Source organism: Sunxiuqinia sp. (genome assembly GCF_055140945.1).
Genome location: NZ_JBSQYS010000001.1, coordinates 119,772 through 136,020 on the forward strand (window position 1 = coordinate 119,772; position 16,249 = coordinate 136,020).

The following is a 16,249-nucleotide window of genomic DNA, read 5'->3' on the forward strand; positions in this document are numbered from 1 at the left end:
TATTCATAGATCTAACGCATAAATAGGTTTTTTCATATGCTATTATTTGTAACTTTAGGCTAAAGTATTGTTATGAAGTTTTTCTTTCACGTAGGACGCTATTTTACTCTGTTGGGGAGAGCTTTTTCCCGCCCCGAAAAGCATCGTATTTATTTACGGAGGCTCTTTATAGAACTAGAACAACTAGGGCTTGATTCGGTTGGTATTGTTGCTATAATCTCCATCTTCATGGGTGGGATTATTACCCTACAAGTTGCCTACAACATGTCAAGTCCGCTATTCCCAAGTTACTTAATCGGACTGGGAAACAGAGATACACTAATTCTGGAATTTTCGTCAACCATTCTGGCGCTGATCATGGCAGGAAAAATAGGATCAAACATCACTTCCGAAATTGGGAGTATGCGCGTTACCGAACAAATTGATTCACTGGAAATCATGGGAATTAATTCTGCAAGCTTTTTGATCATGCCAAAAACATTGGCTGTCGTATTTATTTTCCCCTTTTTGTTTGTGTTGAGCGTATTTTTCGGACTGATTGGAGGTCTCATTGTAGGACCAGCAGTTGGTGCAGTTACTGCTCCCGATTACATCAATGGTATTCAATATATGTTTACGTCATACTATGTTACATTTTCAATGATTAAAACCTTATTTTTTGGTTTTCTAGTGGCCACCGTCCCAGCCTACTTTGGGTATTTTGTTGAAGGAGGAGCATTTGAAGTTGGGGCTGCAAGCACAAGAGCTGTCGTAAATACAAACATATTAATTTTGGTCTTCGACCTGATTCTAACACAACTTTTATTCTAATGATTACCATTCAAAATATATTTAAGTCATTTGAGAACAAACAAGTTTTGAGCAACATCTCTACTGTTTTCGAGCCCGGAAAAACGAACCTGATCATTGGGCGAAGTGGTAGCGGAAAAACTGTTCTGTTGAAATCAATTGTTGGTCTTCATGATGTGGATGAAGGAACTATTTTTTATGACGACCGTAATTTCACTCAAATGAATGAAAAGCTGCGAAAAAAACTACGCCAGGAAATGGGCATGGTTTTTCAGGGTGGTGCTTTGTTCGATTCATTTAATGTTGAAGAAAACGTGAGATTTCCACTTGACATGTTCACAAACAAAACAGCGAAAGAGAAACAAGAACGGGTTGATTTTTGCCTCGACCGGGTTAATATCGACAAAGCCCACAAGCTTTATCCGGCCGAGATATCAGGCGGTATGAAGAAGCGAGTAGCGATCGCCCGCGCCATTGTCATGAATCCGAAGTATTTGTTTTGCGACGAACCAAACTCAGGGTTGGATCCCGAAACTTCATTGGTTATCGATGAGCTGATTCATGAACTCACCGTAGACTTCGAAATGACCACAGTTATTAATACCCACGACATGAATTCGGTAATGGAAATCGGCGATAAAATTTTATTTATCAGTGAAGGAGTAACCTGCTGGGAAGGTGATAAAGATAAAATATTAGAGGCCGAAAACCAGAAGCTCCAGGAATTTGTATTTGCCAACAAAACATACCGCCAACAGCGAGACGACAAAATTGACAGTAAAAATTAAGATTTTGGAGACAATGTAATCACCGGAATAATCATTTCTTCAAGCGATATTCCACCATGCTGATACGTATCGCGGTAATACTGAACATAGTGATTGTAATTATTGGGATAGGCAAAAAAATCGTTATCCATCGCAAAAATATAACTTGAGCTGACATTTCGTCCAGGCAAGTGGGCTTTCTCAGGATTTGTAATTTCAAATACCTGTTTTGCTTTATAGTTTAAATTTCGTCCAATTTTATATCGAAGATTGGTATTCGTCTCCCGGTCACCAATCACTTTCAAGGCATTATCCACTCTTATTGTTCCATGGTCGGTTGTCAAAATCACTTTTATTTTGTGCTCTGATAATGTTTTCAACAGCTCAAACAAGGTCGAGTGAATAAACCAACTCATTGTTAACGAGCGGTATGCTTTCTCGTCGCTGGCCAGTTCTTTCATCATCTCCATTTCGGTACGAGCGTGCGAAAGCATATCCACAAAATTAAACACCATAACCGACAAATCATTTTGCAAGATATTTCCCAGATTATCGTTGAGTCTTTTCCCCGCTCTGGGATTGGTAATCTTTTCAAAGTACAATTTATCCATGCGCCCTCTGCGCTTCATCTGCGTTTGCATCAGCTCACGTTCGTGCACATTCTTGTTGCCTTCGTTGTCGTCGTCCTCCCAATATTCGGGGAATAACTTGGCAATTTCAGCAGGCATTAAACCCGCAAAAATTGAATTTCGGGCATACATGGTTGCTGTGGGTAATATACTATAGTATAGATCTTCTTCTTCGGTTTGATAATACTGACTAACTGCTGAGCTTAGCACACGAAACTGATCATATCGCAGGTTGTCAATAACCAAAACCAGCACTTTGTGTCCTTTATCAAGCTGTGGAAAAACTTTCTTCCTGAAAATATCAGGAGACAAGATTGGCCGATCTTCTGCATTTTTATCGAACCAACTGAGGTAATTTGCTTTAATGTACCGGCTAAACGCTTTGTTAGCTTCAGCCTTTTGCATTTTCAGCACTTCATCCATTGTGGAATCTTGCGAAGCACTCAACTCCAATTCCCAAAACACAAGTTTCCGATACACGTCAGTCCATTCTTTCCAATCCAACCGCTCGTTGATTCGCATACCGATTTTGGCAAATTCGCTCTGGTAAGCTGAAGTAGTTTTTCGAGTAACCAGTTCATTCTGGTCAACATTCTTTTTTATTGTAAGAAGAACTTGTTTGGGATTAACCGGCTTAATCAGGTAGTCAGCCATTTTTGAACCGATGGCCTGATCCATAATATCTTCTTCCTCACTTTTAGTAATCATTACCACCGGAACATTCGGATCAATGGCTTTTATTTCATCCAGTGTTTCCAGCCCGGTTCGCCCCGGCATATTTTCATCCAAAAAGATGATGTCAAAATGATTTTCACGGACAAGGTCGATACTGTCAGCTCCGTTATTCGCTGTCATTACATCATAACCTTTTTCTTGCAGGAAAATAATATGGGCTCTTAATAAATCAATTTCATCGTCAACCCAAAGTATATGTATTGTCTTCATATTTTTTGTCTTTTTAAAGAGATAACACCTATACTAACAAAGAATGTTCCCCAAAATGTATATCCTTAACACAATTTAACGCTACTAGCGATTCAAGTAGTAAGTTTTGTAGAAATCAAGGTATTTACTTGTATCCTTATTGTCAAGCAATATGGATAAATTATCCGGGGTAATTACAAAATTGCGGTAGCTGACTTCCGATAGTGGTTGATAAACCTGCTGATTGCGAACAATGCTTCGGAGATAATTCAAACCCGATTCCTGATCTTGAATACCAGTAACAGTTAGAATGTAGTTGTCAACATTGAACTCGTCTCGTTCAACCGCCAGGTTCATAGTTGGGAAGTTACTTGCATTGTGTGCTTCTATGGCTGACTTAACTGCTGTGTCATCAACTCCATTTTTAGGAATGATCAACACGAAATTTTGCTTGCCGGCTACATTGGTATTGAAAGGCCCTTCGTACGTTGGTTTAGCCGGCTGAACCGGAGCAACCGCTGATGTTGTGTTATTTACTGGTGTTGTTGAAGCTCCTGTTGGGTGTGATTCATTTTCAGCAAAATTACCGCTAATGTAATAATCGCGGAAAAACTCAATATAATCATCAATAGAGCTTTCAGAGATCATTTTCTCCAGGTTCGTCTCCGAAATAACAAAGTTGCGGTAACTGCGGGTTTTCAGACTTTCGTATAAATTACGATTGGCAACCACCTTGCTAAAATACCCCATTGCTTCGCGAATATTAGTTGACGATTTAACGATCATCAGCTGATAATCTCCAAACTTTCGCTGCTCGATCGTCAGATTTTTACCACCAAATTGCGAGCGGTTGTATTGGTTAAATCCAGGAATAAGTGCCCGCAAATCAAACTTCGGATCGTTAACCGCGATGACAAAATACTGAGGCACATCGGTCTCTTTAGTGTACAAACCTTCCGTTTCATCAGCTTTCACCACGACAAAAGAACCTTTTTCAACCAGCTTATCTTCCTCCGCACGAGCTTTTGCCATCAATTCTTCCGGGTCTGCTAATTCATCTGCAGGGAAGTCGTTGCTAATAAATCGACTATAATTCTTAACGAAGTATTTCAGGTATTCCAGGTAACTTTTGTCTGATAAAATTTCGCGATAGTTGTATGACGAAGCCACAAAGTTGACATACTTAATATCCTGAAGGGTTTCAAAAACTTCACGCTTGCGAATGATTGAACGGAAATAAATCAAACTTTGCTCTTTGTCAGGCAGCGGCCTCACCACAACCAATATCGTTTCGTCATTCAAATTTTCGGTTTCAATGTCGAAATCCATCTTTGTATAATGGTCGATGTTATAGTTGGCAATATCGAACTTCAAGCGGTTTAAGTCAACCTCAGCACTCCGGGGAATTGCAATTACGAAATAATGCAGCAATTCTTCATCATACGAAAACTTACCACCAAACTCATCCTGATCGGCCTGATTTTCAGGAAGCAACTCCTGATTCTGAATTTGATCATTCAAGTACCCAATTTCCACCAGCTTCTGATAATCAGCCAGGGTACTATCTTCAATCAATTTAAGTATTTCGTTTGCCAATGGCACGGTGCCGCTTTCAGGATAAGTCTGAACATGTTCATTCAACATCTTCCCAAACTGTGTCCAGTCGGTTTTAATACCATCAGCAATGGTTTCAATAAAAGCAACCTTAGGCATTAGCAAGGTGTCAGGCTCCATGTTTTTGATTTGTCCGGCCAATTCTCCGGCATCTTGATAATTACCTTGCCGATAGTTGTAAAATGCCTTTTGATACAAGTTATTCATGCTGTCTTGCCGGGCTTCAAGCTCAACAAAAAAGAACGGATTAACCAGGTATTTGGCATATTTACTATCGGGGTATTCGGCAACAATCTTGCTTTTGTAATACTCCGATTTTTGGTCATCTCCAAGCTGTTTATATAAATCCCACAACTCAAAATAGGCTGTAAGTTCATATACCGTATTATCATATCTTGTCAGCAATTCTTCATACTCGTTAATTGAGCGCTCGTAATTTTCAAAGTCTTGCTTAAAAATTCGTCCGGCATTATACAAGGCTTCTTTAATTCGCTGATGAGATTCAGCCATTTCCTCTTCTGTTGTTGGAACATCTTGCAGGTAGAATTCACGTTCCATAGGGTCGGCCACCCGCATCTCGCTGCTATCAACACCCGATTCATTATCAACCAACTCGTCCATTTCAAAGTCGCCTGCTGAACCTTTGTTGCTTCGACGCCAGTTGTCCTCCAATTTACGGTCACCCCATATCTGCTGGAATTCAACCTTACCGTAAGCCACCGTTGTTGGGTTGTAAAAATACCAACCACTCCCCTGTCTCTGCTGGCTTAATCCCATACGCGATTGGTTCATTCGGAAAAAATTCCGGTCCATCATCTCTGCATTGGCCAACTGACGCTGGCGTTGCTCCTCTTCGCGTGCTTGGTTAATCCATTCAGTAACTAGATCGTTTCGCTCCTTTTCGCTTAAAGAGGCGATGTGTTGCAAACTATCCTCCCGCTCAACAGTATACAAGTTGTTTGTCAGTCGGGTTAAACTGTTATACCGTTCAACAATTGCTTCATATTTAGGATATGTTTCATCGATAACAACCATGGCGCTATCGTAATAGCTTTGAGCATTTTTATATTCCTGATCATTGAAATAAATATCAGCTAAGGTGAGGCACGACAAGGCGCGCTGGAACGTATTCACGCTACTTGCAGCTGCCGATTGGATATAATTATCAGTAGCGACCTGTTTGTTTCCTTCGGTCATGAAAATATTTCCCAAAGCAAAATAAATCTGATCGCGATATTCATAATTCTTTGAGTCACGCAGCATTTTATTCAACTCCTTTTTCAACTTCGCGACATCGCCTTCACCTGAAAAAGACCCGGCAGCATTGATCCGGGCGTTGAAAGCCATCTCATAGGGAGGATTCATTCTGGCAACTTCGCGATAGGTTTCAGTAGCCAAGGCATTTTGCCCGGTTTCTTCATACAGCTGAGCCAAAATATACTTTAACCGAACTTTATTTTTCTTACCAGAAGTTTTATCTATCGCTACTTTCAGATTTGGGATAGCCTCATTAAATTCATTTTGCCTGAAGTAAAAGTCGGCTACAGCCAGCGCAAACTCTTCGTCGTACTTTTTGGGGAAATCTTCACTGGCATCTACATTTTGGATCAGTTCCAGTGCCTCATTGTAGCGCTCTAATTCAGTATAACAACGAACCAGCCAAACGTATGCCTCATACTTGGTGTCCTCCTCACTGAATTTACGAACCACATGCGACAGGTTCTCGATGGCAGCCATATAGTTTTTCATATAGAAATAGGCCTTCCCCATCAATATATAGCTGTCGTCCACCCAATTGTTATATTCTTCCTTACTTGCCAGTCGTATGTAAGCGCGGCTTCTGTTTTTCCTTCGTTTGGGCTTTTTGGTAATCGAGTGCACCTTTATCAGCTTCGATGCTTTCATGATGGCATACTCCATATCAGATTGGGCCATTTGTCCGGTTCCCGGTTGGCTCGACTTATAAATTGGAAGCAGTTTGGTAAAGTCATCTTCCACTGATTGGTTGATGCGCTCAACGCCGGACTTAAGACTCTCCTTGCCATTGAAATACACATTGTAATGCGATGTCAGGTTGTGATAGGCTCGCGATATACGCGTATTTTTTTCGGTGGAACAACCACTAAGAATTGCCAGTACAAATACGATGAAAAAGGTATGTAGTAAATTTCTGCTCAAACGAGTATATTTTAACACTGTAGGATAAACTTATTTATTCGAATAATATTGTTTGCTTTAACATGGAAAAGTAGCATCTGGAATAATTGATATCGCCTACTTAGCCCGTGCCCACGAAACGCCTTTATCTTTAGTTTATTTCAACTTTCAAAAAGTTTACAATAATACAAAAAACAAGCTAATTTATTGGGACTTGAATGCAAAATGATTTAACCGATGGACGACATCTTTTGAAACAATGGTCCATCAGCATCTACTTCAAAATAAAAATCCCCGGATCACAATGATTCAGGGATTTAAAAGTCATCTCAACGATCGTTTATTTCCTACTTACCTTCACTTTTTTAGTAGGATCTATATCTTTATTTCTCAATGCTACCTGCTTAATCGTATTGGCAGCCACATCGAGGAATGCCTTCCCCATAGGAGACTGTTCGTCAACTGCAGCAGGAACGCCGGAGTCGCCCCCTTCGCGAATTCCCTGCACTAGCGGAATTTGACCCAACAATGGAATCTCCATCTTTTCGGCCAGGTTTTTAGCACCATCCTTTCCAAAAATATAATACTTGTTATCAGGCAGTTCTTCAGGAGTAAACCAAGCCATATTTTCAACCAGCCCTAAAACCGGCACATCAACATTTTTTCCCCGGAACATGCCTACCCCTTTAATGACATCAGCCAAAGCCACATCTTGCGGTGTAGATACTATGACAGCTCCTGTAACCGGAACGGTTTGCACCAAGGTCAGGTGAATATCACTTGTGCCCGGAGGAAGATCAATCAGCAAATAGTCTAACTCTCCCCAATTTCCTTCGGTAATCATCTGCTTCAACGCATTGCTCGCCATCGGGCCGCGCCAAACCAAGGCATCGTCGCCAGCCACGAAAAAGCCGATCGAAAGGATTTTCACCCCATGCTGAAAGACAGGCTCAATCATCTCTCTTCCATCTTTTTTGACTCCGCTCGGCTGAATTTTCTCTGCCCCAAACATTTTAGGCACAGAAGGGCCAAAAATATCAGCGTCAATCAATCCGACTGAAGCGCCGGTTTTGGCCAACGAAACAGCCAAATTAACAGCCACAGTTGACTTCCCAACGCCTCCCTTACCAGACGACACCGCAATAATATTTTTTACGCCCGGTAAAATCGGACGCTCCATTTGATGGATTGCTTTGGCTGTAATATTTCCTTTTATCTCAATATCGGAACCGAGTTCTTGCTCAATGATTTGCTCACACTGCTGGATCACTGTTGCCATGTTCGGATCATCAGAACGCTGAAAGACAAGAGAAAAACTCACTTTCTTTCCAGCTATTCTGATCTCCTGAACCATGTCCAGATCAACAATATTTTCTTTTCCTCCGGGAAATTGTACTTTCCGAAGTACATCGGTTACATTTTTTGGAACGATAAATTTTCTTGGTGTATCAGACATCTTATTTTGTTTTTATTGAATTCCTAACTCTTTGACCGGATCCCAAAATACCTCTTCAAAATTGAGAATTTGGTCATCTTCAACAGTAATCCCTTCACTTTCCAGCAATTCTTTCATCACCTGCTGTCCTTGAAAATGATTTTTACCGGTAAGCAATCCCTTGCGATTAACAACCCGGTGTGCGGGAACATTAACTTTTGATGCACGGGAATTGTTCATTGCCCAACCAACCATTCGAGCAGAACGAGCCGTACCCAAATAACGGGCAATAGCGCCATAGCTGGTCACCCTCCCCACCGGGATCTGACAGGCTACTTCCCAGGCCTTTTCAAAGAAATTATCCATGATGCTTATTCTCTTGCCGAACGACCAAAACTACGGTACGGATCTTTTTCTATCTCAACATCGGGCTCGCGCAATGGTTTATCAGCATTCAGGTGAAACGACAGGTATTTGATCGGAATGCCGCGTTCCCGCCACTGTTTCTCATAAAAAGTTTGAATGGACAGAACTTCATTTGCCGAGGGAGAATGATCAATATCCTCAATTTCTGTCAAAATGGGAAAGTCATTCTCCTTAACCATCGCTAAGGTATATTGATATTGAAAATTACTATCGGTTTTTAAATGAATGACACCTTTCTGCTTCAGGAAACGTCTGTACCGATTCATAAAGGTTGTAGCAGTAAGTCTCTTGGTGTGCTTTTTCATTTGCGGATCGGGAAATGTCAACCAGATTTCGGACACCTCTTCAGCTCCAAAAAAAGAATCTATAATTTCAATATTGGTTCGGATAAAAGCAACATTTTTCAGTCCCTTTATATGAGCTGACTTCGCCCCTCTCCACATTCGGGCTCCTTTTATATCTACTCCTATGAAGTTCATCCCGGGAAAATATTCAGCCAATGAAACGGTATATTCACCTTTCCCACATCCTAATTCTAAAACAATCGGATTTTCATTCTCAAAAAAGTCCTTTGCCCAGCTTCCCTTTAATTCATGATCTTTATGATTATGCTTATTGTAAGGAGCCTGGATAACATGATCAAATGTGGCCATTTCAGTAAATTTGGCCAATTTATTCTTTCCCACTTTTAACGCTAATTATTTAATTTCTCAATTCGAAGTCCAATATCGTGGATACCCGTCAGCATTTCAGTTCGCATGCCTTGTTGAATGCGAAATTGGTACGTGCCCTCTTTCTCAAAAACAACATTTTTTCGATAAACAAACTGATTGTCAAACAAATCGCCAATTCCACTTCCGCGCCATTTTCCCGATTTCTCAGCCAAAATATATTCGACCGTATCGGTTAACAACTTCCCTTCCGGCTCCTGAATTTCCATGAACAACCAGAGGTTACTATTCGGATAATTTCCTTTATTTCGAACATTGATGTAAATATTGTATGGCTGATCTATTTCAGGCACATGGACATCGAACTGAGCAACAGAATCCTTATTCCAACCGGATGGATCGATGGTTTTATAATCCTCATACACTCTGTTGGTATCACAAGCCACCAACAGAAGCAAAGAACCGAAAATGTAAATCAGATTCCTCATTTTTTATTTCTTGGAGGTCGTGATGATTTGTTCTTTGTAAACCGCTTTTTCTTTTTTCGATGGCGTGCCTTAGGCTCATCGAAACGAGTCAGGCTTTCTTGCGGAATGACATCCTCAAAACCTTTGTTCTGTTGCGTTTTGACTTCAATAATACGGTCAGCAACTTTCTCGACCTTTTTGCCTCTTTTATTTAATCGGATGATTTCCTTGGCCCGCTCAACACTAACGGCAACAGGCCCTGAAACAGAACTACTGTTTGATGTGTAATAAAGTGTGCGGTTAAATACATCAGCCTTTTGAAAATAGAATCGTCCCTCTTCTGATTCCAAAGGAATATTACTCGGTGGAAAATCCCTTTGAGCATCAATGTAAGCGTCAACTTCAAAGTTCAAACAACATTTTAGTTTTCCACATTGCCCGGCCAGCTTCTGCGGGTTTAGTGAAATTTCCTGGTAACGGGCAGCATTAGTGGTTACCGAAACAAAGTTGCCGATCCAGGTAGCACAACAAAGTTCACGCCCGCATGGCCCAATTCCACCAATTCTTCCGGCTTCCTGACGAGCACCTATTTGCTTCATTTCAATACGAATACGGAATGTATCAGCCAGCACCCGAATCAGCTGCCTAAAATCAACACGTTCATCAGCAATGTAGTAGAAAATGGCTTTGGTGCGATCCCCTTGGTACTCCACATCGCCAATTTTCATATTTAAACGAAGGTCGGCAGCAATTTTACGTGATTCAATCATCGTTTGGTGCTCCAGACTCATTGCCTCGCGCCATTTGTCAATATCAACTGATTTTGCTTTTCGGTAAACCTTGCGAAGTTCGCCATTAATCAAGGTTACCTTGTGCTTTTTCATTTGGTGTTTCACCAAAGCTCCGGTTAATGTAACAAGGCCAATATCGTGCCCGGGACTTGCCTCTACAGCGATAATATCTCCCGATTTCAGTTTCAGGTTATTTACATTTTTGTAATAATCTTTTCGCGTATTTTTAAACCGAACTTCAATAATATCGTCATCACCTGACTTATTGACCACATCGTCCAGCCAATCGTAAACTTCTAGTTTTGCGCATGTTCCGGCAGATTTCGCACAACATCCCCGCTCGATTGATAGTTGATCATCCATACATTTACAATTAATCCCGGATTGATACTGATCCGGCAACAGCCTTTTGCTATAATCTACAAAAATAATTAATAAAGCTGAGAAACAAAGTACTTGTGACAGATGTCAACAAAATTGACCAACCAGAGAGTCAGACCACAATAATATCTCACGATTATATTGTATAACCTAGATTCTTTCAAAGAATTATTCTAAATTAGTTCTCTGAGGCATTAATATTTTATGAATCGAGGTGAATCCTTCAATTTATTATCGAAGAGTTACATTCAAAATCGACCCAGAAATGACAAACGATTCGTCAAAACTACCACAATATCAATCCGTATTTAGAGAAATCCCTCTGGGTTGCTCGCTCAATAAAATCATTTATAACTCAAAGAATACCCCCATCGATTTTCAGGCTTACGAATTAAATGAGGCATTTGAAAAAGCAATTGGACTTTCCTCAATGCAAGTAATTAACAAACCGGCAACATCGTTATTTAAAGACCTGGAAAACAAGTGGATTAAAAAATTTGCTTCAGTTGTTAGAGCAAAAACTAAAAAGGAATTTATTGAGTTTACTTTTGACGGTAACAGCTTTTATAACATCCTCGTATCTCCGATAGACGAAAACGATTTTGCACTCATACTAAGGGAAAAAATAAAATCCATCAAACCGGAAACAGGCCCAATCCGATTTTATGAACGATTGATGGATCATTTGCATGAGGGGCTTTGGGTTACTGATAAGGAGGATAAAGTTTTCTACACCAATTCAGGAATGACTCTAAACACCGGAACTCCAAGAAATAAGCTTATCGGCAAAAGCATATTAGATCTTGAAAGGCAAAACATCGGGACGTTTATTGACGATTATTTAAAGGCAAAAAACTCATTAAAACCCCGACAATATGAGTCAGAACTAACAACACTTGAAGGAAAGCCTATTGTTATAGCCGGCTGGTTAGTGCCTCTGATCAAAAACTACCGCTTTGATGGGATGATTTGTACTCTCAGAAACATTAGCGAAGAAAAAAAGAACAGAAAAAGAATAAAAGAAAGCGAAGAAAAGCTCCGTAATATTATTGAGCATAGCACAAATGTATTTTACGAACATTCTACCAACCATGAGATCACGTTCATAAGTCCTCAAATTGAGAATTTGGTTGGATACACGCCTAAAGAAGCGATGGTCAAATGGACTTCGCTGGTATCAGATAACCCGGCCAACTCCATTGGTTTTGACTTGACAGTAAGAGCAATTAAAACGGGCGAAATTCAACAACCTTACGAACTTGAAATGGTTCATAAAGATGGAAGTTTAGTTTGGGTTGAAGTGCGCGAAGCTCCTGTTATTGAAAATGGAAAAACAACGGCGATTGTTGGTGCCTTAATCAATATCACCAAGCAAAAAAAAATTACACAAGAATTAATCGAGAATCAAAAAGGGCTGAGAAATCTCGTTGATGAGTCTCCAATTCCAATTGCCATTAACGATAAAAGCGGGGGTGTCGAATACCTGAATAAAGAATTCACCTCAACTTTTGGCTACACAATTGAAGATATTCCTACTGTTGAAAAATGGTTTGAAGCGGCCTACCCCAAGAAAGCTTACCGCGAAAAAATAGAAAACCTCTGGCTTAAAGAACTTGAAAGAAGTCCGGAGAGTAAAAACACCCGGCCTCCTTTTGAAGCAAGAGTCGCGTGCAAAGACGGCACCGTAAAGTTCATCCAGGTATTATGGAGTTATATTGGCGATAAGCTTGTACTTATTTTGAATGATTTGACAAATCACAAGAAGCTCCAAAAGCAAATACTTGAGAAGAATGACGAACTGCAAAATGCATTAAACGAATTGCAGAAGCTAAATGTAGAATTGCAAAAAGCCACAGAGAAAGCCCAGGAAAGTGACCGATTGAAATCTGCTTTTCTGGCTAACATGTCGCATGAGATCCGCACCCCAATGAACAGCATTATTGGGTTTTCAAGTTTATTATCGCTACCATCGGTAGACCAAAAGAAACAGGAAAAGTACACCGAATTTATTCAAAAGTCGGGCACCCACTTACTCCGAATTATTGATGACATTATAGACGTAGCCAAAATTGAATCAAACCAATTAAAAGTTGATAAGAGCTATTTCTCCATTGTCCCTTTTCTAAAAAATATCTACGACTATCACCATCAGAGTCCCTTATTCAACTCAAAACCCAATATTAAACTAGCTACAGAACACCGGATAATCCAGAAACCTTTAATTCTATTTACCGACCCTGTACGGTTAAAACAAGTCTTCGATAATTTGCTAACCAACTCCATGAAAAACACCAATGAAGGATCCATCACTTTTGGTGTTTACTCATTGGTTGAAAACGACATTACCTTTTTTGTAAAAGATACCGGGATTGGAATTCCCGAGAAATTTAAGGACACAATCTTTAACCGCTTCACCCAGGTGGAGTCAAAAAGTATTAAACCGGGAACCGGACTTGGGCTAAGTATCATAAAAGGGATTACAAACCTTCTGAATGGTGAAATTTGGTTTGAATCGGAAGAGTTAGCAGGAACCACATTCTATTTCAAACTTCCTGTACTGCCCAAAGAAAAATCAGATTAGCTCTTACTTTACTTGTTATTTACGGATCAGCTTCACGATCTTCAGTGCCATGTCGGTAAAAATAATCCGAGGATTGCCATTCATTGAAATATGCTGAAACGCTTTCTCCAGCTCTTCACTAATAGGCACGATGTTTCGTTCGTTGATAAATGGCGAGAAACGCGCCGAAAAAGCCTGCTCTTCTTCATGCATATAAGTCAGGGTCGGATTTTTCAGATTGTACACAAAGTTCTCGCGAATTAGCCCCATGCAGTAGTGCAAAAATATTTTTTGCCGCTCGCGCCCCATATTCGATACTTCACTAATCCACTGAAAAAGATCCATAAATTTGCGTCCATACGAAAAGCGCATCAGCTCTTTAAATCGCTCTAAGTTGTAGCGGGTGCTTTCGTTAAGCTCCAATAAGTTTAAGGCCTGCCTGTAATTTCCGCGGCTCAAGTGAACCAGGTTATCGACATCTTTACCGGCAGCTCCTTCTAACTTCCCAATAGCTATTTTCATGGGGTCGGGCTGAATTCCCGGAATTTTAATCAGCTGACAACGCGAGCGAATTGTCGTAATCAACTCCTCTTCATTTTCGGTGACCAGCAAAAACAAGGTCTTCACCGGAGGCTCCTCAATCATTTTCAACAACTTGTTGGAGCAGGAAACGTGCATTTTCTCGGGCATCCAAATAATCATCACCTTGTACTCCGCTTCAAATGATTTCAGGTTGAGCTTGCGAATAATCTCCTCACTTTCGTGTGAGTAAATTAAGCCCTGAGCATTTTCCACTCCTACAAAATTGAACCAGTCTTCGAGGTTGAAATAAGCATTTTCCAATACAAGCTTTCGCCATTCGCCAATAAAATTATCGCTTACCGGATCTTTAAACTTTGGCGTTTTAACTACCGGAAAAACAAAATGCAAATCGGGGTGAATTAACTTACCGTACTTTTTACACGACGAACACTCACCACAGGAATCACCATTTTGCTTATTTAAGCACGAAACATATTGCGCATACGCCAAAGCCAAGGCCAACTTACCCGATCCCTCGGGCCCGGCAAACAATTGCGCATGGCTAATACGCTCTTCATTCACTGACTGAATTAATCTTTTTTTGGTGGCTTCCTGCCCAATTACGTCGCGAAAAAACATAGGCTAATTTTAGTAGAAAACAAAAATAATAAAACCTACCTCGTTTACATCCTTTTCCGATGAAGTTTGTAAAAAAGTGCCTCGACGCAAAATCTTAAAACTCAAGTTTACCTCTGCATTAATATTTCTTTATTAAGCGAATAGACCATACTCAAAAAGCTTGCTTTTTCTTATCTTTGGAACGATTTTTTAAGCAACTAAAAAAAACAATTATGCAGACTATTGAAACCTATGATTTCGCAGGAAAAAAAGCACTAATCCGTGTTGACTTCAACGTTCCTTTGAATGACAAATTCGAAATCACTGACGATACCCGTATGCGTGCTGCCTTGCCAACAATCAAAAAAGTGATTGAAAAAGGTGGTTCTCCTATTATCATGTCTCACCTTGGTCGCCCAAAAAGCGGACCGGAAGATAAATTCTCGTTAAAGCACTTGGTTGGTCACCTATCAGAATTATTGGGTGGTGCCACAGTAAAAATTGCTCCCGATTGTATTGGCGACGAAGCAAAATCAATGGCAGCTGATTTGAAACCGGGTGAAGTATTGATTCTGGAAAATCTGCGTTTCCACAAAGAAGAAACTGCCGGCGACGTAGAATTTGCTAAGAAATTGGCCGAAAACGGCGACTGCTGGATTATGGAAGCTTTTGGTACGGCACACCGTGCTCATGCTTCGACTGCAGTAATTGCTCAATTTTTTCCCAATGACAAATTGTTTGGATACCTGGTTGACAGCGAAGTAGCTAGCTTGGATAAAGTAGTAGCTGATCCTCAACGTCCGATGACTGCCATTATGGGTGGAGCAAAAGTTTCAACTAAAATTACAATCATCGAAAACATGTTGAACACCGTGGACAACTTGATTATCGGTGGTGGAATGATCTTTACGTTCGTAAAAGCAATGGGTGGAAACATCGGCTCATCACTTTGCGAAGATGAATACCTGGAATTGGCCAAAAGCATTATTAAGCAAGCGAAAGAAAAAGGGGTAAACCTGGTAATCGCTTCAGACTGTGTTGCAGCTGATAAATTTGCCGCTGATGCGAATACTGAAATTTGCCCTGCCGGTGAAATTAAAAACGGTTGGATGGGATTGGACGTAGGTCCTGATACCATTGCTACTTTCAACAAAGTAATCAGTAATTCAAAAACGGTACTTTGGAATGGTCCTGCCGGTGTTTTCGAAATGGAAAAGTTTGCCGAAGGAACTAGAGTAATTGGTGATGCTGTTGTTGAAGCAACTAAAAAAGGCGCTTTCTCACTTGTAGGTGGTGGCGACTCGGTTGCAGCGGTTAACAAATTCGGTATTGCCGATGGTGTTTCATACATCTCTACTGCCGGTGGAGCATTGTTGGAATACCTCGAAGGAAAAGTTCTTCCCGGAATTGCAGCTGTTCGCGGCGAGTAATTCTCAAAATTGAAACAAACAACATAACTATAACTCAGGCCCGGAGAATTTTCTTCGGGCCTTGTTTT

Annotated in this window: 12 protein-coding genes; 4 read left to right on the forward strand and 8 right to left on the reverse strand. The window is 40.5% G+C overall.

Translation table 11 applies throughout. The features are described 5' to 3' along the window. Positions 1 to 72 precede the first annotated feature (72 nt). Positions 73 to 810, forward strand: a complete 738-nt coding sequence (locus tag ACTB00_RS00480) for an MlaE family ABC transporter permease (protein ID WP_463297984.1) — start codon at positions 73 to 75, stop codon at positions 808 to 810. Further along, complete coding sequence (locus ACTB00_RS00485; protein WP_463297985.1) at positions 810 to 1,577, forward strand: ABC transporter ATP-binding protein; 768 nt, start codon at positions 810 to 812, stop codon at positions 1,575 to 1,577. The genes ACTB00_RS00480 and ACTB00_RS00485 overlap by 1 nt, the downstream gene beginning before the upstream one ends. Here the strand turns inward: ACTB00_RS00485 and porX are convergent. The 7 genes from porX to ACTB00_RS00520 form a co-directional block, all read right to left on the reverse strand. Further along, positions 1,574 to 3,130 (reverse strand): T9SS response regulator signal transducer PorX, encoded by a 1,557-nt coding sequence (porX, locus tag ACTB00_RS00490; protein WP_463297986.1) that lies wholly within the window; start codon positions 3,128 to 3,130, stop codon positions 1,574 to 1,576. The two genes, ACTB00_RS00485 and porX, sit on opposite strands and share 4 nt — an antisense overlap. An 84-nt stretch (positions 3,131 to 3,214) precedes the next feature. Next, positions 3,215 to 6,901, reverse strand: a complete 3,687-nt coding sequence (gene porW, locus ACTB00_RS00495) for a type IX secretion system periplasmic lipoprotein PorW/SprE (RefSeq protein WP_463297987.1) — start codon at positions 6,899 to 6,901, stop codon at positions 3,215 to 3,217. A gap of 319 nt (positions 6,902 to 7,220) precedes the next feature. Beyond that, on the reverse strand, positions 7,221 to 8,336 hold the full coding sequence (locus tag ACTB00_RS00500; RefSeq protein WP_463297988.1) for an Mrp/NBP35 family ATP-binding protein: 1,116 nt from the start codon (positions 8,334 to 8,336) through the stop codon (positions 7,221 to 7,223). A gap of 12 nt (positions 8,337 to 8,348) precedes the next feature. Beyond that, positions 8,349 to 8,681, reverse strand: coding sequence for an MGMT family protein (locus ACTB00_RS00505; protein ID WP_463297989.1), 333 nt, complete (start codon positions 8,679 to 8,681; stop codon positions 8,349 to 8,351). 5 nt (positions 8,682 to 8,686) lie between these two features. After that, on the reverse strand, positions 8,687 to 9,427 hold the full coding sequence (gene trmB / locus ACTB00_RS00510; protein ID WP_463297990.1) for a tRNA (guanosine(46)-N7)-methyltransferase TrmB: 741 nt from the start codon (positions 9,425 to 9,427) through the stop codon (positions 8,687 to 8,689). Positions 9,428 to 9,435: 8 nt separating this feature from the next. Continuing rightward, the gene (locus ACTB00_RS00515; RefSeq protein WP_463297991.1) at positions 9,436 to 9,900 is read right to left on the reverse strand and encodes a gliding motility lipoprotein GldH; all 465 of its coding nucleotides are present in this window, start codon (positions 9,898 to 9,900) and stop codon (positions 9,436 to 9,438) included. Further along, complete coding sequence (locus tag ACTB00_RS00520) at positions 9,897 to 11,033, reverse strand: PSP1 domain-containing protein (RefSeq protein WP_463297992.1); 1,137 nt, start codon at positions 11,031 to 11,033, stop codon at positions 9,897 to 9,899. Before ACTB00_RS00520 ends, ACTB00_RS00515 begins: the two co-directional genes overlap by 4 nt. A gap of 283 nt (positions 11,034 to 11,316) precedes the next feature. Here ACTB00_RS00520 and ACTB00_RS00525 point away from each other — a divergent pair, with 283 nt between their 5' ends. Continuing rightward, positions 11,317 to 13,632 carry a sensor histidine kinase gene (locus ACTB00_RS00525; protein ID WP_463297993.1) on the forward strand — a complete coding sequence of 772 codons (2,316 nt, stop codon included), beginning with the start codon at positions 11,317 to 11,319 and terminating at the stop codon, positions 13,630 to 13,632. Between the two features lie 15 nt (positions 13,633 to 13,647). Here ACTB00_RS00525 and ACTB00_RS00530 read toward each other — a convergent pair whose 3' ends face one another. Then, entirely contained in the window at positions 13,648 to 14,772 is a 1,125-nt protein-coding gene (locus ACTB00_RS00530) for a DNA polymerase III subunit (protein ID WP_463297994.1), read from the reverse strand. A 212-nt stretch (positions 14,773 to 14,984) separates the two neighbouring features. Here ACTB00_RS00530 and ACTB00_RS00535 point away from each other — a divergent pair, with 212 nt between their 5' ends. Then, positions 14,985 to 16,181, forward strand: coding sequence for a phosphoglycerate kinase (locus tag ACTB00_RS00535; RefSeq protein ID WP_463297995.1), 1,197 nt, complete (start codon positions 14,985 to 14,987; stop codon positions 16,179 to 16,181). Positions 16,182 to 16,249: the final 68 nt, after the last annotated feature.

Excerpts from the sequence above, each read along its gene's own strand:
- ACTB00_RS00480 (WP_463297984.1), top strand. The coding sequence starts at position 73 with ATGAAGTTTTTCTTTCACGTAGGACGCTATTTTACTCTGTTGGGGAGA.
- ACTB00_RS00485 (WP_463297985.1), top strand. The coding sequence starts at position 810 with ATGATTACCATTCAAAATATATTTAAGTCATTTGAGAACAAACAAGTT.
- porX (WP_463297986.1), bottom strand. The coding sequence starts at position 3,130 with ATGAAGACAATACATATACTTTGGGTTGACGATGAAATTGATTTATTA.
- ACTB00_RS00500 (WP_463297988.1), bottom strand. The coding sequence starts at position 8,336 with ATGTCTGATACACCAAGAAAATTTATCGTTCCAAAAAATGTAACCGAT.
- ACTB00_RS00505 (WP_463297989.1), bottom strand. The coding sequence starts at position 8,681 with ATGGATAATTTCTTTGAAAAGGCCTGGGAAGTAGCCTGTCAGATCCCG.
- ACTB00_RS00515 (WP_463297991.1), bottom strand. The coding sequence starts at position 9,900 with ATGAGGAATCTGATTTACATTTTCGGTTCTTTGCTTCTGTTGGTGGCT.
- ACTB00_RS00520 (WP_463297992.1), bottom strand. The coding sequence starts at position 11,033 with ATGGATGATCAACTATCAATCGAGCGGGGATGTTGTGCGAAATCTGCC.
- ACTB00_RS00525 (WP_463297993.1), top strand. The coding sequence starts at position 11,317 with ATGACAAACGATTCGTCAAAACTACCACAATATCAATCCGTATTTAGA.
- ACTB00_RS00530 (WP_463297994.1), bottom strand. The coding sequence starts at position 14,772 with ATGTTTTTTCGCGACGTAATTGGGCAGGAAGCCACCAAAAAAAGATTA.
- ACTB00_RS00535 (WP_463297995.1), top strand. The coding sequence starts at position 14,985 with ATGCAGACTATTGAAACCTATGATTTCGCAGGAAAAAAAGCACTAATC.